Below are 22,784 nucleotides of genomic sequence, written 5' to 3' on the forward strand. Positions count from 1 at the left end.
AGAAGTAAGGGAGGCGTTATCAATGAAAGAAAGTTATAAAAGAATCCTAGTAGCAGTAGATGGTTCGTCCTCTTCAACTAATGCATTCAACGAAGCGTTAAATGTTGCAGAACGAAATAATGCGAAACTTTTTATTCTTACTGTAGTTGATTTTAAATTTTCAATCGGTGATCCAGCATTTATTAACGATGCGCTGAAATTTCACCTTAATAATGCTGAAATTGAATTGGAGAAACTGATTGCTAATTCCAAGTTGAGTCAAGTTGAGTATGAGACAAAAATCGATTCTGGCAATCCTAAACGTAAGATAATTGAATACGCATTGGAAAATCAAGTTGATCTTATCATGTTGGGATCAACAGGCAGAGGAGCAGTAGAACAGGCAATAGTCGGGTCAACGACAGCTTACGTAGTGAATCATGCTGACTGCAATGTCATGGTAGTAAAATCTTAAATTAATATAATGACAAATAAAAAAAGTTTTTGCTTTGTTTGAAAGCAAAAACTTTTTTTATTGGGATAGTAGGGCTCGAACCTACACTTACCTGATTCAGAGTCAGGCGCCTTACCAATTTGGCCATATCCCAATGAGAACAGAAAAATTATAACGCTAGTTCTTCTATTCTTCAAATAAAATGTCTTGTCTATTTTTTTCTTGCCTGTTTCAAAGCAGCTAAAACAACATTTCCGTCTGCAAAGCCTAAATTGATCTTAATTATTTCTGTGTCAAAAGTTAAGGATAAGCGAATACCATTCAATTTCTTTTTGCCACTAATTTCTTTACATTGGTAAAGATTGTATTTATAGGCTTTCTGTTTACTTAAAGCATATAGAGTATTTCCAGAAATTCCATATGCAGTTAAGCCCTCCTGCTTTTTTAAACTTTCATATTTATGAAAGCCGATAAAAGAGAAAGTAAACGTTGTTTTGGGAAAAGATTTTAGGAAACTGTTAAATAGTTGAATACCCTTTTCTTCGTTCGTATTGTAATTGATACCATATTTTTTCGTAAATTGATAAAGTTCACTTGCAGTGTTCATAGTAACCTCGCTTTTTTTAATAGCTCCAGTATAATTGTTTCTTTCTATAGAAACAATTAGTAATTAATTGAAGCGACGAGTATTAATAAATTCTGAAACAGCCATGGTGATTAGCAGAAAACCAAATAGTTGGAAAAGAATCATCATACTGCTAAATGGATTAAACAAAAGGAAAAAACCAGCTACAATCATCAAAGCACTGTAGATAACTTGACCTGTAACAGGGAAACCATTTCGTCTCGCATTCCAGCTTTGCATGAATTGGCCAATTGCAAAAATCAAAATAATGAATCCCAAAAACATAGGCAAGATGCTTATAATTCCCTTGGCGAACCAAAGAACTACAAAAGCGATGATGACGCGAATAATACCTGCAGTTGTTTCAAAACCGACGTTGCCTGTATATTTCTTTGTTCGAATGCCTCGAATAATTTCCAAAATACCAAAAATTAATAAATAGAGGAAAACAATATAGACAATTCCTCGAAAAACACTTCGTGGGGAAAGTAAGATAGCGATTCCAAGGATTAGGTAGCAAGCGCTTCTTAAATACCCGTACTTCTTAATTGATTCAATAAAATTTGACATAAAATATCACTCCCTGGGAATAATTTTACCCGATTTGATCTTTTTTTGCGAATGAAGTGAAGAATTCGATTGTAAACCATTCCATACTTCGGTATAATTGCGAATAACATTGATCCAAAAGATTAGACGAACAAATGAATGTCGATACTGGAGGGCTTACTTATGAATGAAGAAGAAATTGAACTTGGAAGAAATTATCGTTGCCATCCAATTGGTTTCGAAGAATGTGTAGAAGGGGAAGTCATTTCAAAAATGACGAATTGCGCAGTCGTTCGTATTAACCAATGCGAAGAGGTAGATCAAGAGCAGCGAGATGACAAATCTAACATGGTCGTGGTAAAATATTCTAATTTCATTCCAAGTTAGAAGGCGGTTCTTTTGAATATATTTACATTGTTATTAGGGATTTTTACGATTGTTTTGTATGTCTTTTTATGGCTGGCACGCAAAGATATTGTCATCCCGGTTTTTAAGCGACGGAAGCAATACTCTTTTTATGTTTTCTTAGCACTATTGATTTTATGGATCGGGTTTAGCAACTGGCAAGATTTAAATGGGCGTATACAGACAGTTTTAGCTGCATTAGTCATGATTAGTTTTTTACTAGATAAAAAGGGATTTACAGAAGAAAGCTTAATTCTTTTCAGTTTGGATAATCGCGGAATTCCGTTGAACGAAATTGAACGAGTCGTTTTGTTTCAAGAAGAGAACGGCTTAATCAAGTTAAACTATTTTCGTAAACAACGTCGCGGGCCCATTCTAACCTTTGATTACTCACTAACTGAATTTGTCGTTTTTCTTTCGACTCATCTAAACGAAGGTAGCACACTGGAAATTCTAACCAAAGACGATCAGGATAAGAATGGTAAATAAACAGGCAATGCTGAATATTCAGCATTGCCTGTTGTCATTTAAAGGATTAATGGAAAACGCGGAAACGTTCATCATCAGCCAAATATTCTTTTTCGTTGGCTTCGCCTTCTTTAGAACCAAAAACTAACTGTGAACGTAGTTGCCAGTTAGCTGGAATGTTCCATTCCTCTGCGACAGCGTCATCAATAACTGGATTATAATGTTGTAAGTTTGCACCTAGACCTGCAGCTGTTAAGGCAGTCCAAGTATTCGCAGTGGCGATACCATTTGATTGCTCTGCCCAGTCAGGGAAGTTATCCGCATATAACGTGAATTGTTCTTGTAGATTTTTCACTGTATCGGTTTCTTTAAAGAATAAGACGGTTCCATAAGCATTTCTGAAGCTTGCAATTTTTGCTTGTGTATTAGGGAAAGCTTCTGCTGGAGTTAATGGTTTCAACGCTTCCTCAACAATATCCCATAATTTTTCATGTGCATTGTCAAAAAGGATGACAGCACGAGGAGATTGTGCATTAAAAGCTGTTGGGCTGTTTTTAACAGCATCTTTGATTAATTTAGTAATTTCTTCTTCTGATAATTTAACGTCACGTCCTAATGAATAAAATGAACGACGATTTTTTAAAGTTTCTAAAAATTGAGACATAGTAATTTCCACCTTTTCTTGTTTTGTTCTTATTAACAAAATCTACTTTACCATCTTACAAAAAGTAAGAAAAGAAATATGCTCGCAGAAAAATAAAATTTTTTAAAGGGGCAAAGAATAACCGCTATGAAACCGCTGAGAATATGATAAACTAATTATATGAATGTAAAAGATGGAGGCTCACAAATGAATATAAAAGAGGTAGGTAAAACGATTCTATGGTTTTTAATTTTGGGGGCAATTTTAATTGGACTCCGCCATTTCGTTTTCACCCCTGTAGTGGTTAAAGGGGATTCGATGGATCCAACACTGATTGATGGTGAGCGTGTCATCGCATTAAAAAATACAGAGGTCAAGCGTTTTGATATCGTAACTTTTCCAGCCCCAGATGATCCGGGCAAGAATTATATTAAACGCGTCATCGGTTTGCCGGGAGACACGGTTGAATACAAAAATGATGTACTGTATATCAATGGTAAAGAATATGCTGAAGCTTATTTAGATGATTTTAAGGGAAAACTAAATGATGGTCAGCCATTGACCTATGATTTTACGTTAAATGATTTATTTGGAGCGGAGAAGGTTCCAGAGGGCCAATTATTTGTCTTAGGTGATAATCGTCGAATCTCAAAAGACAGCAGAATGATTGGGATGATTAAAGAAAAAGACATTATGGCTGATGTGAAGTTTGTTTTTTGGCCGCTTAATCGCTTTGGTACTGTGGACTAGCAAATTCGCTAGTCTTTTTTTGCGTTCTATATAATTAAACGCCGTTCATCGCTTAATATTGTTGAGAAGCTGATCGCGCTTAAAATTGAGTATTTTGTAGTTATTTTGTACATTGTTTCAACCATGCGCAGATTTAGGCGAACTGTTATAATATATTGGGTAACATAATTTGAAGAAATGAGGGGAAACGATGTCTTTACAATTTTTACTAGGTGTTGGACAGAATGATGCGAAAGAGCGAATGATTCAAACTGCACAGACGTGGTTAGCGCAAAATTCTTCGAATCGCGTGTTTTTCTTAGTCCCCAATTATAATAAATTTGAACAAGAAATCGGCTTGTTATCAGCGATGAAACAAGCGAACAATCATACAGAATTTAGTACAATCCGCACACAAGTTTTCAGTTTTCAGCGATTAGCCTGGTATTTTTTACAAAGAGATGGTCAAGTTCCAGGAAATCTTTTATCTGACGCTGGCAACGCAATGATTTTACGAAAAATACTTCATGAATTACGAGAAGAATTGACGATTTTTCGAGGAGAGGTGGATAAAACTGGATTTATTCAACAACTAGTAAGTTTCTATCAAGAAATGCAAATTGGAAACGTGACAGTTGATGATTTAATAGAAACTGGTAATGATCAAGATCAGGTGTTGAAATTACAGGATCTTCAAAAGGTTTTTACTGCATATGAAAAGGCGTTAACCAATTATCAAATTGCCAACGTGGATCCTTTACTTTTACTAGAATCTTATTTGAGCGATCAAAACCTTTCAAATAGTCTTTTTATTGTTAGCGGATTTACCCGTTTTAACGCACTCGAGTTATCAGTATTAAATACGCTCATGATTACCGGGAGACTGTTTGTTTCTCTAGAACTAGATCGTTCTTATCCTAATGAGGAACCGAATCCTTTGAATTTGTTTGCTGAAACGGGAAAGACCTACTTTCAGTTAAAGAGGATTGCGGATGGACAACAAGTTCCTGTAAGTCGAGATCAATTTGCTCGTCAACGACAGAGTGTTTTTAACCAAGTCGGTGATTTTTGGGCAAATCAGAAAAACGCTGATTTAATTCAGTCAGATCAAGTACAAATTACAAGATATGCGACAGCAGCGGAAGAGATTCGCAAGATAGGTGAGGAAATTCGTCGTTTAGTCAGAGACGAGAATTATCGTTACAAAGATATCCAGATTTTACTGCGTAATCCGAGCGTTTATAACAGTGTGTTGCCGGATCTTTTTCAAAAGCTAGAGATTCCTTTTTATTTGGATGAGACTTTAGAGATGGCGACTCACCCCTTGATCGAGTTTTTACAATCGTTGTTTTTGGTCGATAAATATCACTTTCGAATTAATGATGTTTTCAGGATGCTTCGTACAGAATTATTTGCGCCTTTTAATTGGGAATCGAATACCTGGCTTACAGAGCAGCAATTATATAGAGAAAAGATTGATCAAACGGAAAATGTTTGTTTAGCCTATAATTTCCGCGGCAGTTCTTGGACTAAAAAAACAGATTGGGAATTTGTTGACTATGATTTTGAGGCCGATATCTTCAACGATGCCAAACAATTGGAGGCGACAACGAATGAAGTTCGTCGTTCTGTGCAGCAAATATTACCTGGATTTTTCAAAAAGATTAAAAAATCTGAGGATGGGCTATCAGCAGCAACCGTTTTTTATCACTTTTTAGAAGAAAGTGGTGTGAAGCGGCAATTGTTATTTTGGCGAGATCAGGAAGTGGCTAAAGGGAATTTGGACAAAGCGCGTAATCATGAACAGACCTGGCAAGCTCTGCTTGATCTTTTAGATGAATATGTTTTAATCTACGGAGAAGATGCGTTTGATTGGGTAACTTTTCAGGAAATCTTTTTAGCAGGTTTAATGAATCTGACTTACGGAAAAATCCCGACAGCGATTGATCAAGTTCGGGTTAATGATTTAGAATTGGCTCGGATTGATCAAACGAAAATCACTTTTGCCATTGGGTTAAATAACAATGATTTTCCAGCTCGCTTCGATGATAAGGGACTATTATCAGCAGAAGAACGCTCGACGTTTAATCAAAATCTACCCGAAGGAAAATTTTTACCCGAAAGTAACAGTTCTAAAGTAAGCCGTGAACCATTTTTGGCCTATTTAGTTTTTCTTTCTGGAACCGAAAAACTTTATCTTAGTGTAGCGACAACAGTTGAAGGTGAAAAAAAATTAGAGATATCATCCTTTTTGAGACAATTAGGTCGCGGTCTGAATATCACAATCAACGATAATGTTTCGTTGAATTTGTTTAGTTCTCCTGAAAATCACTTGGGCTCTATACGGACACTGCTTTCAGACTTAATTGCCTTGAATCGTTTGGCGCAAGATCAGAATCGAGCTTTTTTACCAGACTGGCGTGAGCTGCAAAAATTTATTCAGAATAGCTCATTGGCACCGATGGCCCAACGAGTATTTAAAAGCCTACAGGACCTTAACGTTCCAAGGTCACTTTTACCAGAAACGGCTGAACAATTGTACGGGAAGAATCTTTATGTTTCAGTTTCTCGAATTGAGAATTTCTATAATTGTCAGTATAAGTATTTTGCTAATTTCGGCCTTGGTTTAAAAGAACGAACGGTTTATGGATTGACACCGGCAGCAGCAGGTGATTTTTACCACGAGGCTTTGGATTATTTCTTCCGTTTATTAAAGGAACAAGGGATGCGTTTGGCTGAATTGAATGAAGTGGAACGTAATCAACTAGCTAATGAAGTGTTGAAGGAAATCTTTGGAGAATTGAAGTTTGCGATTCTATCAAGCTCGGCGCGAATGAATTATATTCGTTATCAGCTGTCACGAACAATTCAAAAAGTTAGCTGGGGCCTGGTTCAGCAAGGGACGCGAACAAATTTTGAAACACAACAAACGGAGGTAATCTTTGGCTCAATTGGTGGACAGAAAGGGATCCCAGGAATTAATTTACCCCTAAGAAACGGTGGTGAAGTTGCAATTCGCGGGAAAATTGATCGTTTGGATCAGCTTCAAAGTGCTGATCAAGACTGGTTAAGTGTAATTGATTACAAATCAAGCCCTCATAGCTTTAATGTTGCGGATGCCTATTATGGAATCGCCTTACAATTAATTACGTATTTAGATGTCGTTGTGACTGATTTTAGTCGTGCTAATGATAAGAATGTGAAGCCGGCAGGGGCTTATTACCTGCATGTTCATAATCCAGTACTAAAAGATCCTAAAAATATTGAAAAAGATATGCTGAAGGCTTATCAGTATGACGGTTTATTTGCAAAAGAGCCAGAGCTTTACGATCAGCTAGATCAAAGTTTACAAGAAAAAGAGAGCTCGCTACTATTTCCGATTAAAAAAGATAAAAATGGTCAAACTGTAATCGTCTCTCAGTCCAAGGACAAGTTTTATGAGTTATCTGAAATTGAGCTCCTAAGGCAATACAATCGTGAAAAAATACAGCAAGCCGGAAATCAAATTGTTTCTGGTGAAATCAAATTAAATCCTACTTATAAAGACAATCAGCGGATTGCTTGTCAACATTGTCCTTTCCGCAGTGTCTGCAAATTCGATGCGATGCTGAAGGAAAACAATTATCATCGTTTAGAAAAACTTTCGAAAGAAGAAGTCTTGAAACGAATGGAGGAAGAATTACATGACAACTAACTTTCCGATCCCTCCTAAAGCACCCAACGAAATGTACACTGATTCTCAGTGGCAAGCGATTTATGATCAGGGGACCAATCTTTTGGTCTCTGCCTCTGCTGGATCTGGGAAAACTGCAGTTCTTGTTCGACGAGTTATTGAAAAAATTAAGCGGCAACAGCTATCCGTTGATCAACTATTAGTTGTTACCTTTACAGAGGCTGCCGCGAGTGAGATGAAGGAACGGATTCAATCTGCTTTGCAAGAAGCAATTAATGAGGAAACAGATCAGAAATTAAAGAATCATTTCACTCGTCAATTGATGTTGCTGCCGACTGCAAATATCTCTACATTACACTCGTTTTGTTCGAAAGTCATACAACGCTTTTTCTATTTAATTGATCTAGATCCGAGTTATCGAATGTTGACTGATGATACAGAAACGATTTTGTTAAAGGAAGATGTTTGGGACGAATTGCGTGAGACATTTTATGAAGAAAATCAGGAAATTTTTTATCGCTTAACTGAGAATTTTTCAAATGACCGCAGTGATAGCGGGTTGGAAGAGTTGATTCTTTCGATGTATGAATTTGCGCGTGCGAACCCGAACCCTTTTCAATGGTTAGATGGCTTGGTTGAAAATTATCGAGTCGAGTCTCTTACTGAGTCGGCTATCTATCGTCAATTGATTCGTCCACAAGTGTTAAGTAGATTACAGGAAATTGACCAAACCTATCAATGGATGTTATCTGCCAGTCAAGGAGTGGATGAGTTACAAAAAATTACTGAACTTGCGCAAAATGAGCAGATGCTTACGCAGCAAATTACTAGTCTATTATCAGAAGACAGACTTGACGACGTCTACGCTATCTTCGAATCTTTTAAATTTGCTACTTATCCTTCTCCCCGAAAAAAAGAGGTGAAGGAGCTTTATGGCGATGTGATCAGTGAATGTAAAAATTATCGAGATCAAGCAAAGCAAGCATTGACGACGATCAAAGAGATCTACTTTCCGGTTTCACCTGAAGAGCAGGTCGAACGATTGCAGGAGGCTTTGCCGATCGTTGAAGAGTTGATTCGTGTTGAAAAACGTTTTATCGAAGAATACTCGGAGAAAAAAAGAGAAAAAGGAATGCTGGACTTTAATGATTTGGAGCATTTTACCTTACAAATTCTTCAAACTGAGGTAGATAAAAATAAACCGGCCAAATCGTATTATCGCCAACGTTTTGCAGAAGTTTTAGTTGACGAGTATCAGGATATCAATCAATTACAAGAGTCAATCTTACGCCAGCTTAGTAACGATGAGCCGGGAAATCTCTTTATGGTTGGAGACGTAAAACAATCAATTTATGGTTTCCGGTTAGCCGACCCCACACTGTTCATCAAAAAGTATCATGACTTTGCTACTGAAGAGGGTGGACGACGGATTATTTTAGCCGAAAATTTTCGTTCGCGTAAGGAAGTGTTGGATTTCACTAACTTAGTTTTTACTCAACTAATGGATCAGGCTGTTGGGCAAATTGAATATGACAAGCAAGCAGAACTAATCAATGGTTTTACTTCGTTTCCAGAAACGGAAAACTTTGCTCCTGAACTATTAATCTATCAAAAAAGTAACGAAGCTCCTGAGTGGATTGAGGATAAAGCCATGGGAGAAATCTTTATGGCTGCTGTAAAAATTCGTGAACTGATTGATCACGGTTTTGAACTATATGACAAAAAAGAAAAAGCAATGCGACCAGCGCGATATGAGGATATTGTTTTGCTGACTCCTACAAGGAGCAACAATCTGACGATATTAGAAGTATTTAAGCAATTGGGCATTCCGTTATCAATCAATGATACACAGAATTACTTCCAGTCGACTGAACTAAGGGTGATGATTTCCTTGTTACAGATCATCGACAATCCATATCAAGATATTCCACTCGCTGCAGTCTTACGCTCACCTATTGTTGGGCTGCAAGAAGAAGAATTGGCTCAAGTGCGATTAGCCTTGCCACAAAAAGAGTATTATCAAGCTGTTAAGTTCTATACCCAATCCAACGAAGATACGACAGCTAAAAAATTGGCGATTTTCCTTGAACAATTAAACGATTGGCGTGAATTTGCTCGACGGGAAGCTTTGGCAGATTTATTGATCAAAATTTATAATGAAACCGCCTATTTGGATTACGTTTTAGGTATGCCAGCTGGTCAACAGCGCCACGCGAACTTGTTAGCCCTGATCGAGCGAGCAAAGGATTATGAACACAGTAGTTTTCGTGGATTGTATCAATTTATTCGATTCATTGAAAAAATGCAGGAGAAAGATAAGGATCTAGGTGAACCGCCGACTGAAGAAGTCGAAGATGCTGTTCGAGTAATGACGATTCACGGTAGTAAAGGCTTAGAGTTTCCAATTGTCTTTTTAATGGATATGAGTAAAAGCTTTAACGTTCAAGATACTCGAAAAAATTATGTTTTTGATGAGGAATTGGGACTTGGTGTGAAACTATTAACACCAGATGATCGTATCAGAAAAGATACGCTACTCTTCCAAACAGTTAAACAAAAGAATTTGAATAAGCTCTTGTCAGAAGAAATGCGGAAGTTGTATGTTGCGCTGACGCGAGCAGAACAAAAGTTGTATCTAGTTGGTTCCTACGATGATGAAGAAGCAGCCTTAAAAATCTGGAGCAAAGGAGCTTTGAATGAATCCTTGGTTTTAGACGCTGGTTTAAGAAATGGTCAGAAAGACAGCTTCATTGATTGGGTAGGAATGACACTTTTCAGACATCCAGGAATGAATAATTACCAAAATCAGTACACAGTGAGTCAACTAGATGTTTTAAAGAAACATCCAGCATCTTTCAAGATAACGTTTGTTGAACCGCAAGCAATTGCTGAAACTGTCCAGGGCTATCTCCCAGAAGTGAAAACATTAGAAATTCCACAGGGTGCAATCAATATTCAACCGTTAAAGCAGCGCTTGTTATTTAAGTATCCCTATCCTGAAGCAACAAAGACAACTAGTTATCAATCAGTATCTGAATTAAAACGAATCTATGACGATCCGGATAATCGGGAAACACTAGCTCTTTCTCCTACACAAAATCAGTATCGATTTACTGAAACGGATTTAGGAGCCCCCAAATTTTTAGGAGCGAAAAAGGAATTGTCTGCGGCGGAGATTGGGACAGCTACTCACTTAGTGATGCAATTGCTTCCACTAAATGAAAAACCAGAGAAAAAGATGATTGAAGATTTGATTGAAGACCTAGTTCAACGAAAAACATTGACACCAGAGCTTGCTAATCAGATTTCGATTAGTCAGATCCTGCAATTTTTTGATTCTAAAGTTGGAAATTTTCTCGTTGAGAATGCGAAGGCTCTACACCGTGAAGAGCCGTTTGCAATGTTGCTTCCTGCTGATCAAGTATTTAGTGACTATCAAACGCAAGATGAAATCCTAATTCATGGGATTATTGACGGTTATTTGGAATTCGATGACAAAATTTTCTTGTATGATTTAAAAACGGACTATTATACACCGGAAAGAGAACAGCAATTGATTGACCGCTATCGAGGGCAATTGCATCTATATAAAGATGCATTGGAAAAAGCTAAACAAAAATCAGTTGAAGCCGCATATTTGGTCTTTTTACAGGGAAATAAGGTAGTTGATTTATTAAAAACTTTTTAGAGGTAGGCAAGATGTACTTATAAAAGGTAAGTGATGTGCTATACTCTCTCTATCGAGGTGAGAATGATGGAACAAGTAGAAGTAATGGACTTTTCGCTCTGTCCAAAGTTTGAGAAAGGTTTTCAAATTTTAGGCAAAAAATGGAACGGTTTGATTATTGATGTATTGTTAGAAGGCGGACCTCAAAGATTTGTTGATATTGCTGCGATGATTCCAGATGTCAGTGATAGAGTACTGACAGAACGATTAAAAGAGCTTGAAGCAGAAGGCATTGTTGGTCGTGTAATCGCTTGTGGAAGCCAAAAACGTATGGATTACTGTCTAACGAAAAAAGGCGAAGCTTTAAAAAATGTAATGAATGAGATTCATCAATGGGGCGACACTTGGATTACAGATGAAGAATGTAGTTGATAAATCTTCCAATTTCTTGTAGTATTGGATTAGTCAATTGAATAGTTTAAAAAGCGTTGATAGAAAAGAGTAATCTTTCTGAATCTTAAAGGGAATGTCTGTCACTGACTGAAAGCAGACTAAGAAGAAAAAGGATGAAGTTCACTTCTGGAGCTTGTCGAAAGACCGGCATAGCCGTTAAAGAGTGAAGAGCGTCAATGCAATTGACGAATTAGGATGGTATCGCGAGACCTCGTTCCTTTGTTGGAATGAGGTCTTTTTTTGTATTTAAAATATTTTTGAATCATTCACTGGATACAAGTGAGTTTTTCTCACTTTAGCAATAGGGAAAGGAAGAAAACAATGAGTTTACAAGACCAATTAGAAGAATTGAAAAGTCAGACGTTAGCCAAGATCGAAGCCACTGAAGAACTTTCTGCTTTGGAAACAATCCGTGTGGAAACGTTAGGAAAAAAAGGACCGATCACTGAGGTACTACGAGGAATGCGTGATCTTTCAGCAGAGGAGCGGCCAAAAGTTGGCGCTTTTGCAAATGAAATCCGTGATTTGTTGACAAGTGCAGTTGAAACGCGTAAATCTGAACTAACAGAGCTTGCATTAGAAAAGAAACTGGCAGCGGAGACACTAGATGTTACGTTACCAGGAAAACAGAGCACACATGGTTCACGACATGTACTAACTCAAATTATGGAAGAGATTGAAGACACCTTTGTCGGTATGGGGTATCAAGTAATCGAAGGGACTGAGATTGAATCTGACCACTATAATTTTGAACGAATGAACTTACCGAAGGATCATCCAGCTCGGGACATGCAGGATACGTTTTATATTTCTGACGATGTATTATTAAGGACTCATACTTCTCCCGTCCAAGCACGAACGATGGAGAAACATGATTTTTCTAAAGGTGCTTTGCGGATGATCTCTCCAGGAAAAGTATTCCGACGTGATACCGATGACGCTACTCACAGTCATCAGTTTCACCAAATTGAAGGACTGGTTGTTGACAAAGGAATTACGATGGGGGATTTGAAAGGAACACTAGAAGTATTATTGAAAGAATTGTTTGGAGCCGATCGTAAAATTCGCCTGCGTCCAAGCTATTTCCCATTTACTGAACCTTCAGTTGAAGTCGATGTCAGCTGTTTTAAATGTGGCGGTAAAGGCTGTAATGTTTGCAAATATACCGGTTGGATCGAAATTCTAGGTGCTGGTATGGTTCATCCAGATGTACTAGAAATGTCCGGGATAGATTCAAAAGAGTACTCTGGCTTTGCTTTCGGTTTAGGACCAGACCGGATTGCTATGCTACGTTATGGTGTCAATGATATTCGTAATTTCTATACAAACGATGTTCGTTTCTTGGAACAGTTCAAGGGGGAGTAAAAAGCAATGTTAGTTTCATATAAATGGTTAAATGAATATGTCGATGTAAAAGACGTAGCACCTAAAGAGTTAGCAAATCGTCTTTCATTAACGGGAATAGAAGTAGAAGGTTTGGAATCACCAGAGGATGGTTTGAAAAAAATTGTCGTTGGTGATGTGAAGGAATGTATTCCGCATCCTGATTCAGACCACCTTTCTATTTGCCAAGTTGATGTCGGAGAAGAAGAATTATCGCAAATCGTTTGCGGTGCGCCAAATATCAAGGCTGGCGTGAAGGTTATTGTCGCATTGCCCGGCTCTCGAATTGCCGGTAATGTAAAGATCAAAAAAGGAAAAATGCGGGGACAAGTTTCGAACGGAATGATTTGTTCATTACAGGAACTTGGCTACAGTGACTCAGTAATCCCTAAAGAATATTCTGAAGGAATCTATTACTTACCACAAGATGCGATTGCTGGCGAACCTGTTTTTCCTTATTTAGAAATGGATGATACAATTATCGATTTATCGATTACGCCTAATAGAGCAGATGCATTAAGCATTCGCGGTGTCGCACATGAAGTCGCTGCGATTTATAACAAGGAAGTGCAATTTCCCGCGGTAGAGCTAAAAGAGGCTGAGGAAAAGGCTAGTGATAAGATTACCGTTTCTGTTACAGATGAACAGGATGCCCCTCATTATGAAATTCGTATTATTGAAAATGTAAAGATTGGACCAAGTCCACAATGGTTGCAAAATCGGTTAATGAATGAAGGCATCCGTCCAATCAGCAACGTGGTCGATGTGACGAATTACATTTTATTATTATTCGGTCAACCTTTACATGCTTTTGATTACGATAAATTGGGTAGCAAGGAAATTCTGGTTCGTCGCGCAAAAGAGAAGGAACTGTTTAAAACATTGGATAGCGTTGAACGGACACTGACTCCAGAAAATATTGTCATTACTAATGGTGAAATTCCTGTTGCTTTAGCTGGTGTTATGGGCGGTTTAGATTCAGAAATTTCTGATGAAACGACTACAGTGGCATTGGAAATGGCCATGTTTGATCAAACATCGGTTCGTCGAACATCGCAACGTTATAATCTTCGTAGTGAGTCATCTATGCGCTTTGAAAAGGGAATCAATCAAGGTGAAATTAGTCTAGCCGGTGAAGTAGCCGCTGCAATGATCGCGGAATTAGCTGGAGGTAAAGTTTTACAAGGATCCGTAAAAGGTAGTGAGGTTCATCCGAAGAATGAAGAAGTCAGCACAACACTTGAAAATGTCAATCGTTTCTTAGGAACGGACTTAACTCAGGAGCAGATCAACACTATTTTTAAAGCACTTGGGTTCGAAGCCAAGGTTAGTGAAGGGGTAACAACAGTTAGTGTGCCTCCACGTCGTTGGGATATTCGAATTGAAGCAGATTTAATGGAGGAAATCGCTCGTATATATGGGTACAACAACCTCCCATCTACTTTGCCAGAAGGGCAGACAGTTGCTGGATATTTAACTGATGCACAAAAGGCAGTCCGAAAAGTCCGGAATCTTTTAGAAGGTACAGGTTTGTCAGAGGCGATCAGTTATGCTTTAACGACAGAAGAAAAAGCGCAACAATTTTTACTAAACGAAAGCAAAGTGACTCGTGTGGCGTGGCCGATGAGTGAAGAACGTTCAACAATGCGTTTAAACTTGATCAGCGGTTTACTTGAAGATTTATCCTACAACGTTGCTCGTAAAAATAGCGATGTGGCTTTTTATGAAATTGGTCATGTCTTTTATCAAAACAATGATCCGAAAAAAGATTTGCCTATTGAACAAAACCACGTTGCAATTGCAGTAACTGGGAACGTCCTTGAGAAGTCTTGGGCTGGAAAAGCGGAAGCCTATGACTACTTTACAATAAAAGGAATGGTTGAGGAACTAGTTGAAGGATTAGGTTTAACCGAAGAAATATCTTATCAAGCATTGCAGATGTCCGAGATGCATCCTGGTCAAACTGCTGGAATTTACTTAGGAGAAGACTTGATTGGATTCGTTGGTCAAGTTCATCCTAAAATGGCTGCCAGCTACGAATTGAAAGCTGCTTTTGTAGCAGAACTAAACTTGGAAGCTTTACTTGGACAAGAAAAATCACCACTTGTGTTTGAGGCAGTATCGAAATATCCTGCTGTAAGTCGTGACATTGCGATGTTAGTCGATGAAACGAATACGAATGCAGAAATCGCAGAAATCATCGGTAAGGCTGCTGGCAAGTTCTTAACGAAACTACAAGTTTTTGATGTCTATCAAGGTGAAAATATTGAAGCTGGTAAAAAATCAATGGCTTATAATTTAACTTTCGTAAATCCAGAAGCAACATTGACCGATGAAGAGATTAACCGTTTAATGGCTAAAGTAATTAAAAACTTAGAAGAAAAAATTCAAGCAGTTATCAGATAAAAAGAAACCCCCTCAAAATAGAATTTTGAGGGGGTTCGCTATTTGACAGAAAACATTAAGCTGATTTCATTTCACTTGTGGTGACAACATCAATTCCGGTATTTAATAAATTTTTGATGGCAACATCACCGATAGTCACTGGTGCCTGTAATCGAACACGGTTAATTTCTTTCATAGCCTCAAGGACTAAGTTTTTCGGAATACCGTCTGCAGTTTTTACAGAACAAAGAGGCGTCTTACCACCTTCTACGAGAACAGTGGAGGTTACAACCCGAACAGGATGGGTAGCTTCAGCCTTACCATATTTCACTCCTTTGTTGCAGCTATGTCCGCTTACTTGATAATCGTTGGCTTCATCAACAGTTAGGTGACAGCCCTTTGGACACATAATACAGATAAACTTTTTCATCGTTTTGCAACCTCCTCTACACAAATTTCCAGTTCCCCCTCGCGAACTTTATCTAAAACCTTTTTAGATAGTTTGATTTTTTCCATCTCACCAGGGACTATATAGCTTTTCTTTTGTTTTGCCAAGATTTCTCCTTGAGATTTGATCAAGATTTGACTATCATCAAAAACTTTATTGACACGGAAGAAGACGTCGACTTTCCGATCAACATTTTCATCTCGAATTTTTTGAGGAACAACATACGTTACGTGATCGCCATTCTTGACAGAAAGACAGCGTGTCAAATTTTTTTCGTGTTCTAAAATATAGCTCGCTGCAGCAGTGCCCGCCCGAATACTTTCAGCTGTTACAAAGTCAACTAAATCATGAACGTGGACAACATTTCCACAGGCAAAAATTCCAGGAATAGAAGTTTCCATGTTTTCAAAAACAATCGGACCGCTAGTTTTGCTGTCCAAATTCAAATTTGCATCACGACTGAGCTCATTCTCAGGAATCAAGCCGACTGACAATAAAATGGTATCACAATCAAAGGTCTGCTCCGTCCCTAAGATTGGTTGCCGCTTTTCATCCACTTCTGACACGACCACTTGCTCTACACGATTCTTACCACGAATTTCTGTGATTGTATGGGAGAGATACAAGGGGATATCATAATCATCCAAACATTGAACAATGTTTCGTGTTAATCCCCCAGAATATGGCATGACCTCAATGCAGGCTAAAACCTCCGCACCTTCCAAGGTCATCCGACGTGCCATAATTAGTCCAATATCTCCTGAACCTAAGATGATTACCTTCTTTCCAACAAGATAGCCTTCCATATTGACATATCGTTGAGCAGATCCAGCTGTATAAACACCCGCTGGCCGGCTTCCGGCGATACCAATAGCGCCGCGTGTTCGTTCACGACAACCCATCGCAAAAATCAGAGCCTTCGTTTTTAAAATTTGATATCCATTTGTCTTATTGACGATGTGCACTTCTTTTTTTTCTGTAACTTCTAAAACCATTGTATCTAATAAAACTTTGATCTCTGTATCTTCAATTTTCTTGATAAAGCGCGCTGCATACTCAGGCCCAGTCAATTCTTCTTTAAAGTAGTGCAACCCAAAACCATTGTGGATACATTGATTCAAAATACCTCCGAGTTGTTGATCCCGTTCAATAATTAAAATATCCTCAATCCCATTTTCATATGCTGCGACTGCTGCTGCTAATCCGGCAGGGCCGCCACCAATTACAATTAAGTCATGCATATTAATGTCCACCTTTCGTTGCTTCTACTAAAATATAGCTGCCTTCACGATCCTGCAGGATATCTAAGGGAGATTTGTGCAGTTCGTCAGCCAGAATTTCTACAACGCGCGGGCCGCAAAAACCACCTTGACATCGTCCCATTCCGGCATTGCATCTTCGTTTGATCCCATCAACGGAAACAGGAGGAATAGGGGAGTTCGCCGCTGCTCGAATTTCGCCTTCTGTGATGGTCTCACAACGGCAAATAACTCTGCCGTAATCTGTATTTTCGGAGATAATTGTATTCTTTTCATCAAGATCAAGTTCTTGAAAAACAATTTTTTCTCGAGAATCAATAAATGATTCTTTTTCAATAAACTTCTCTCCAGCAGATTTTTCCAACATCTCAATCCCATACAAAGCAATAGCAGGGGCAGAGGTCAGACCCGGTGATTTGACTCCAGCCAAGTCGATAAAGCCAACTGCTGCTTCTTGCAAAACAAAATCTCCAGTAGAGTTATTGGCACGAACGCCAGAAAAATTTCGAATCGACTGCCGCAAGTTGAGATCAGGAACGGATTTTCTTGCTAATTCCCCAACGCCCTTTAAACCGGCAATTGTATTTCCTGTATCTTTTCCCGTATCCAAATCAGCATGTTGTACAGCCTCTGAATTAGGGCCTACGACTAAATTTCCATGAACAGTCGGACTAATTAGCACGCCTTTTCCAATGCTAGATGGGCATTGAAAAATCACATGATTTACAACTGTTCCTTCTGATTTGTCCAATAAATAGTATTCCCCACGTTTTGGTGTGATCTCAAAATTTGGCTCAGCGATTAAGTTATGAATATCATCTGAATGAACACCGGCAGCGTTAAAAATATATTTTGTCTGGTAGGTGGACTTAGTCGTTGTGATTTCATAGCCATTTTCAATTTTATCGATAGCAGTCACTCGATTGCTTAAAGCAATTTCTACACCGTTTCTTACAGCTGTTTCGGCCAATGCTAAACAGAATTCCCAAGGATTTACAATTGCTGCAGTAGGGGCGTAAAGAGCCCCAAGACTCTTAGTTGAAAGATTCGGTTCTTTCTTCAGAAGTTCTTCCTGATTCAATAGCTCAAGATCTGGTACCCCATTTTTGACACCACGATCATAAAGCAATTCGATAAGTTCCAGCTCCTCTGGTGAAAAAGCTACGACAAGAGAACCTATTTGGTTATAATGAACAGAAAGCTTTTGGCAGAGCTCTTTTGCTCGTTTAGCGCCTTCGACATTTAATTTTGCCATCAAAGAACCAGGTTCCGGGTCGAAGCCGGCATGCATGATCGCACTATTTGCTCTAGTCGCTCCTAAACTGACATCATTTTCAGCCTCTAAAATCAGAGTTTTTAATTTAAACTTACTCATTTCATATGCGGTAGCAGCACCCACAATTCCGCAGCCAATTACAATTACGTCGTACATAATAAATTTCCCTCCTATATAAGTAGAGTCAATAGTTCTTGTAGCAGCTTCTTTGACGTACACAAAAAAGAGTACAGTGAACAAACGCCAATGATTGTTGACGTTTGCCGCTATACTCTTTTTATCTCTAGCAGTTATTAACTTACCTGTATTATAACACCTTTAGAAACGATCAACAATCGTTAAATTGACCAGATTGCACTTGCAGTTGTTGAGACCGCGAGACTTCCAGCACCTAACGCACCCATAATATCTTCTTTGTCACGGATTAGCCCACCAACAATCAGCGGTTTTTTCGAGCGGGTAACCAGCTGTTTAATAATTTTTGGAGAAACGCTGGGCAGAACCTCAACTAAGTCTGCTTCAGTATAATTTAGTTGACGTTCTACATTCTCTAAAGCGGAAGAGTCCAATAGAAAGAAGCGTTGAATAGCTAACAACTGATGTTTCTTTGCGTGGCGAATAATTGCTGGTTTCGTTGAAATAATACCATCGAAGGCGGTAGCTTTTTTTATATAATCAATGGCCTTTTCATCAGAAGAGAGCCCTTTGACCAAATCGGCGTGTAAAATTGCTACTTTTCCGCGGGATTTGATTTTATTCGAGAGTTCAGCCAACTCCATTAGATGAGATTGAAGTATAAAAATAACCTCAGCTTCAGAATTAAGAGCAGCATCAAGTTCAGCTTCATTTTTCGCAGCAGCAATAACTGGAGCTAGTTCTAGTATTTTGTATAGTTCATGAGTATTCATCCGTCCCAACTCCTTCTAATTTCTCATTTTTTATTTTACCATGAGAAAAAAAGAAGAGGTAGCTTTGTTTGCAGAGAGCTAAAAAAATAAATTTGTGTAATTAAAAAGAACGCCCTCAGATTGCTATTTCAATCTGAGGGCGTTTAATTCTTAATAAGATCTTTCCAAAAGTTGAGTGGCTACTTTGCTTAGAACCTCTTTATTTCTTCCGCTAGGTAATTCTTCTATCTCAGTTAACGCTTTTTGTGTTAACTTCTCAGCAAAATTAAGAGCGCCTGACAACCCATTGAACGTCTCAACATAGTGAGCCAATTCTATTAGCTCATTACGTGACAGGGTTTCCGGGTTAACTAGATAGGGTCGAATAACTTCAGGATGATTATCTCGTGCAATCAGTAAAGGCAAAGTGAAGATTCCTTGTTGAACGTCCGTTAAAATAGGTTTTTGTTCATTTCCCAAGTCCAAAGAATAATTTAAAATATCATCGTAGACTTGAAAGGCTAGTCCAATCGCTGATCCGATTCTTTTTGCACGAGCTTGAAGCTTCCTATCCGCACCACCAAAATAGGCACCCTCATGACAACTGAGACGGATAAGTTCTGCCGTTTTTCCATTGATGTTTCGCAAATAGTCATCTACTGTTTGATCAGGATTAAAAGTACAAGTCATCTGAGTTAATTCACCTTGAAGCACTTTTTTCATCGCTTGAGCGTTTTTCAGAAGAAAAGGAGTCTGACTCATACATTCAGCTAGCAATTCAAAATAACTAGTATACATAAAATCTCCTGTGTAAACCGCGACATCTTTACCAAAACGTGCTTGGATAGACGGTGATCCGCGACGAGTAGGAGAATCATCAATAATGTCATCATGGACAAGTGTTGCAGAATGCAGCAATTCAAGGGAAGCCGCGATTTTTATTAATTGTTCCTCATCTTTTTTTACCCCAAAATCTGCAAAAAGAAAAAAGAGTGCCGGACGGATCATTTTTCCTCCTGTTGAAGAAAATTTTGTGATGGCCTCTTCAATCGATTTATTATTAATAACAAGTCTTTGTGAGATCAATTTCTTAACCTGAATTAGATTTCCCTGGATTTCAGGATATTCATTCCAATAGTCTAACATGGGAGCTCCTTCTTACAACGTTTTCACTTTTATTTTAGCGCATACTTCTCGTAAAGACTATTAGAATGCTTAATGAATATTTAGTGAGAACAAACACATGTAAGACAAGCAAATCTTTTGAACAAAAAGTGTAAAAATAGCATAATGAGTATGAAAAAGAAAACATAGAAAGTTGGGTGAAATGAATTTAGCTGTTTTCTTGGAGCTCGTGGAATTTAAAGCGAAAACTGCGAGTGTCCTGCCTTTTTTTATTGGGATTTGTTTTAGCCTGTATAATTTTCACAAACTTCATTTAGGTCTAGTCCTGTTGTACTTTATCGCGATGGTCATTTTTAATATGGCTGTCGATATTTTAGATAATTACAATGACTATCACCATGCGACGGAAATTCACGACTATCGAGAAAAGACCAATATCATTGGAAGAGAAAACTTGGATTTAAAAATCGTTTTCCGAATGATGATTGGAATGATCATTGTTTCGGCAATGATTGGAATCGGTTTGTCTTTCATAGTCGGATGGCCTTTTTTATTAATGGGGTTATTTTGTTATGGTGTTGGTATCTTTTATTCATCTGGACCAAAACCACTATCCAGCCTACCGTTAGGAGAGGTCTTTTCCGGTATAACAATGGGGTTTATGATCACACTCTTGTGTGTCTATCTAAATGCGTATGACGTATTTCAATGGAGCTTCAATAATTTAAGTGAAATCTTTATGATCTCACTACCAAATACGTTGTGGATTGCAAATTTGATGCTGGCGAATAACATCTGTGACTTAGAAGAAGACGAAACGAATAATCGCTTTACTTTGGTTCATTATCTAGGGAAGCATCGAGCACTCAATTTATTTGTTACTTTGAATATTCTTGCTTTTCTGGCCATTTTATTGTCGGTGCTTCTCAGATTTGCTCCGTGGTCAATGCTGGGAACTTTTTTGGCAGCACCTTTTATTTTCAAACAGGTTCAATTGTTTTTGAAGCGACAAATTAAACGTGAGACGTTTATCTGTGCAGTCAGAATTTTAGCGGTAGGAGCGACCGCACAAGTAATCAGCTTCGCATTAGTGTTTCTATTTTAAAGGGGGATTTGTAAAATGAAAGAAATCGTCATTTTAGGTGCAGGTTATGCAGGATTGCGGGCCTTGCATGTATTACAAAAATCAGGAGCAGATATTCATATTTCGTTAGTGGATCGCAACGACTATCACTATGAATCTACAAGTTTGCACGAGGTTGCTGCTGGTACACAACCAGATGAAAAAATTTGCTACAATATAAAAGATGTTGTTAATCCAAACAAAACGACTTTTATTCAAGATACGGTAGAAAAGATTGATGCTGAGGAAAAGAAAGTTTATTTAGAAAACCAAACACTGTCTTATGACTATTTAATTGTAGCTTTAGGTTTCCAATCAGAATCATTTGGTATTCCTGGTGTAAAAGAAAATTCTTTAGAAATGGTTGACGTGAAGACAGCGGATCTAGTACACAAACACATTATCGAACAAATGAAGAAATATAAAGAAACACAAAATGAAGAATATTTACGAATCGTAGTCTGCGGTGCTGGCTTCACAGGTATTGAACTAGTAGGAGCTTTAGTAGAAGGTAGTAAAGCTTTTGCAGATATCGCTGGTGTAAAACCGAGTGAGATTGAGATTTATTGCGTTGAAGCGGTGGACAAAATTTTACCGATGTTTAGTGACAAACTGGGGCAATATTGCTTAAACTACTTGGATAAATGGGATGTAAAATTACTGACTGGCAAACCAATCAAAAAAGTTGAACCTGGGGCAGTCATTTACCAAAATTCAAAAGAAGATGAAAATGATCTTGTTGCGCTTAAAGCGAAAACGATTATTTGGACAACCGGAGTTAGCGGAAGTCATGTGGTAGGAGATTCAGGCTTTGAAGAACGTCGAGGTCGCGTAATGGTGAAACCAAACTTAACTGATCCAAATCATGATGACGTTTATTTACTAGGTGATGTATCTGCGGTTATGGATCCTTCAAGTAACAGACCATATCCAACAACTGCACAAATTGCTTTAAAAATGGGTTCGTATGCAGGTAAGGATATTTTGAATCAAATAAAAGGGCAACCAAGCAAACCTTTCTCATTCAAATCCTTGGGTTCTGTCGCATCAATTGGTAACACACATGCATTCGGTGTAGTAGGCAGCACAGAAGTAACTGCGTATCCGGCATCCTTTATTAAAAAGGCGATTATGGACCGCTCACTATTTGAAACAGGCGGCGTCAAAGAAGTACTGGCAAAAGGCCGTTTTGATTTTTATCATTAAACCGAAACCTGATAATAGGGTATTTAAAAAGCACTCGAAAATTTTCG

Annotated in this window: 19 protein-coding genes, 1 tRNA gene and 1 other annotated feature; of the genes, 11 read left to right on the forward strand and 9 right to left on the reverse strand. The window is 38.2% G+C overall.

All coding sequences use genetic code 11. The features are described from left to right. Positions 1 to 22 precede the first annotated feature (22 nt). Complete coding sequence (locus IGI44_RS07920) at positions 23 to 454, forward strand: universal stress protein (protein WP_438787236.1); 432 nt, start codon at positions 23 to 25, stop codon at positions 452 to 454. 60 nt (positions 455 to 514) lie between these two features. On the opposite strand, the gene IGI44_RS07925 is transcribed toward IGI44_RS07920, so the two are convergent. The 3 genes from IGI44_RS07925 to IGI44_RS07935 form a co-directional block, all read right to left on the reverse strand. Further along, positions 515 to 587, reverse strand: a tRNA-Gln gene (locus tag IGI44_RS07925). Positions 588 to 644: 57 nt separating this feature from the next. Then, positions 645 to 1,040 (reverse strand): hypothetical protein, encoded by a 396-nt coding sequence (locus IGI44_RS07930; protein WP_438787237.1) that lies wholly within the window; start codon positions 1,038 to 1,040, stop codon positions 645 to 647. Positions 1,041 to 1,103: 63 nt separating this feature from the next. Beyond that, positions 1,104 to 1,628 carry an HdeD family acid-resistance protein gene (locus IGI44_RS07935; RefSeq protein ID WP_438787238.1) on the reverse strand — a complete coding sequence of 175 codons (525 nt, stop codon included), beginning with the start codon at positions 1,626 to 1,628 and terminating at the stop codon, positions 1,104 to 1,106. Between the two features lie 162 nt (positions 1,629 to 1,790). Here IGI44_RS07935 and IGI44_RS07940 point away from each other — a divergent pair, with 162 nt between their 5' ends. After that, a complete protein-coding gene (locus IGI44_RS07940; RefSeq protein ID WP_016180129.1) occupies positions 1,791 to 1,994 on the forward strand; it encodes a hypothetical protein in 204 nt (67 codons plus the stop codon). 12 nt (positions 1,995 to 2,006) lie between these two features. Continuing rightward, on the forward strand, positions 2,007 to 2,501 hold the full coding sequence (locus IGI44_RS07945; protein WP_438787239.1) for a hypothetical protein: 495 nt from the start codon (positions 2,007 to 2,009) through the stop codon (positions 2,499 to 2,501). Positions 2,502 to 2,547: 46 nt separating this feature from the next. Here IGI44_RS07945 and IGI44_RS07950 read toward each other — a convergent pair whose 3' ends face one another. Next, on the reverse strand, positions 2,548 to 3,144 hold the full coding sequence (locus tag IGI44_RS07950) for a nitroreductase family protein (protein ID WP_438787240.1): 597 nt from the start codon (positions 3,142 to 3,144) through the stop codon (positions 2,548 to 2,550). 186 nt (positions 3,145 to 3,330) lie between these two features. Between IGI44_RS07950 and lepB the strand changes: the two genes are divergently transcribed. From lepB to pheT, 6 genes are all read left to right on the forward strand, one after another. Beyond that, the gene (lepB, locus tag IGI44_RS07955) at positions 3,331 to 3,873 is read left to right on the forward strand and encodes a signal peptidase I (RefSeq protein ID WP_438787241.1); all 543 of its coding nucleotides are present in this window, start codon (positions 3,331 to 3,333) and stop codon (positions 3,871 to 3,873) included. Positions 3,874 to 4,063: 190 nt separating this feature from the next. Beyond that, the gene (locus IGI44_RS07960; protein ID WP_438787242.1) at positions 4,064 to 7,546 is read left to right on the forward strand and encodes a PD-(D/E)XK nuclease family protein; all 3,483 of its coding nucleotides are present in this window, start codon (positions 4,064 to 4,066) and stop codon (positions 7,544 to 7,546) included. Then, on the forward strand, positions 7,536 to 11,213 hold the full coding sequence (addA, locus tag IGI44_RS07965; RefSeq protein WP_438787243.1) for a helicase-exonuclease AddAB subunit AddA: 3,678 nt from the start codon (positions 7,536 to 7,538) through the stop codon (positions 11,211 to 11,213). Before IGI44_RS07960 ends, addA begins: the two co-directional genes overlap by 11 nt. A gap of 66 nt (positions 11,214 to 11,279) precedes the next feature. Next, positions 11,280 to 11,624 (forward strand): winged helix-turn-helix transcriptional regulator, encoded by a 345-nt coding sequence (locus IGI44_RS07970; protein WP_438788942.1) that lies wholly within the window; start codon positions 11,280 to 11,282, stop codon positions 11,622 to 11,624. Positions 11,625 to 11,671: 47 nt separating this feature from the next. After that, positions 11,672 to 11,867, forward strand: a binding site (T-box leader). A gap of 99 nt (positions 11,868 to 11,966) precedes the next feature. Further along, positions 11,967 to 13,010 carry a phenylalanine--tRNA ligase subunit alpha gene (gene pheS / locus IGI44_RS07975; protein WP_438787244.1) on the forward strand — a complete coding sequence of 348 codons (1,044 nt, stop codon included), beginning with the start codon at positions 11,967 to 11,969 and terminating at the stop codon, positions 13,008 to 13,010. Positions 13,011 to 13,016: 6 nt separating this feature from the next. Next, positions 13,017 to 15,434 carry a phenylalanine--tRNA ligase subunit beta gene (gene pheT / locus IGI44_RS07980; protein WP_438787245.1) on the forward strand — a complete coding sequence of 806 codons (2,418 nt, stop codon included), beginning with the start codon at positions 13,017 to 13,019 and terminating at the stop codon, positions 15,432 to 15,434. Positions 15,435 to 15,489: 55 nt separating this feature from the next. Here the strand turns inward: pheT and IGI44_RS07985 are convergent, their stop codons facing one another. The 5 genes from IGI44_RS07985 to IGI44_RS08005 all read right to left on the reverse strand — a co-directional run bounded on the left by IGI44_RS07985 (position 15,490) and on the right by IGI44_RS08005 (position 20,429). Continuing rightward, a complete protein-coding gene (locus IGI44_RS07985; RefSeq protein ID WP_438787246.1) occupies positions 15,490 to 15,843 on the reverse strand; it encodes a DUF1667 domain-containing protein in 354 nt (117 codons plus the stop codon). Then, entirely contained in the window at positions 15,840 to 17,102 is a 1,263-nt protein-coding gene (locus IGI44_RS07990) for an NAD(P)/FAD-dependent oxidoreductase (protein WP_438787247.1), read from the reverse strand. The genes IGI44_RS07985 and IGI44_RS07990 overlap by 4 nt, the downstream gene beginning before the upstream one ends. A 1-nt stretch (position 17,103) precedes the next feature. Further along, positions 17,104 to 18,552, reverse strand: coding sequence for an NAD(P)/FAD-dependent oxidoreductase (locus tag IGI44_RS07995; protein WP_438787248.1), 1,449 nt, complete (start codon positions 18,550 to 18,552; stop codon positions 17,104 to 17,106). Positions 18,553 to 18,734: 182 nt separating this feature from the next. After that, positions 18,735 to 19,304, reverse strand: coding sequence for a glycerol-3-phosphate responsive antiterminator (locus IGI44_RS08000; RefSeq protein ID WP_438787249.1), 570 nt, complete (start codon positions 19,302 to 19,304; stop codon positions 18,735 to 18,737). Between the two features lie 150 nt (positions 19,305 to 19,454). Beyond that, a complete protein-coding gene (locus tag IGI44_RS08005) occupies positions 19,455 to 20,429 on the reverse strand; it encodes a polyprenyl synthetase family protein (RefSeq protein ID WP_438787250.1) in 975 nt (324 codons plus the stop codon). Between the two features lie 181 nt (positions 20,430 to 20,610). Here IGI44_RS08005 and IGI44_RS08010 point away from each other — a divergent pair, with 181 nt between their 5' ends. Together IGI44_RS08010 and IGI44_RS08015 are read left to right on the forward strand one after the other, a co-directional pair. Beyond that, positions 20,611 to 21,513, forward strand: a complete 903-nt coding sequence (locus IGI44_RS08010; protein WP_438787251.1) for a prenyltransferase — start codon at positions 20,611 to 20,613, stop codon at positions 21,511 to 21,513. A gap of 15 nt (positions 21,514 to 21,528) precedes the next feature. Then, on the forward strand, positions 21,529 to 22,737 hold the full coding sequence (locus tag IGI44_RS08015) for an NAD(P)/FAD-dependent oxidoreductase (RefSeq protein WP_438787252.1): 1,209 nt from the start codon (positions 21,529 to 21,531) through the stop codon (positions 22,735 to 22,737). Positions 22,738 to 22,784: the final 47 nt, after the last annotated feature.

It is taken from the genome of Enterococcus sp. DIV0756 (assembly GCF_051710745.1).
Lineage (GTDB): Bacteria > Bacillota > Bacilli > Lactobacillales > Enterococcaceae > Enterococcus_A.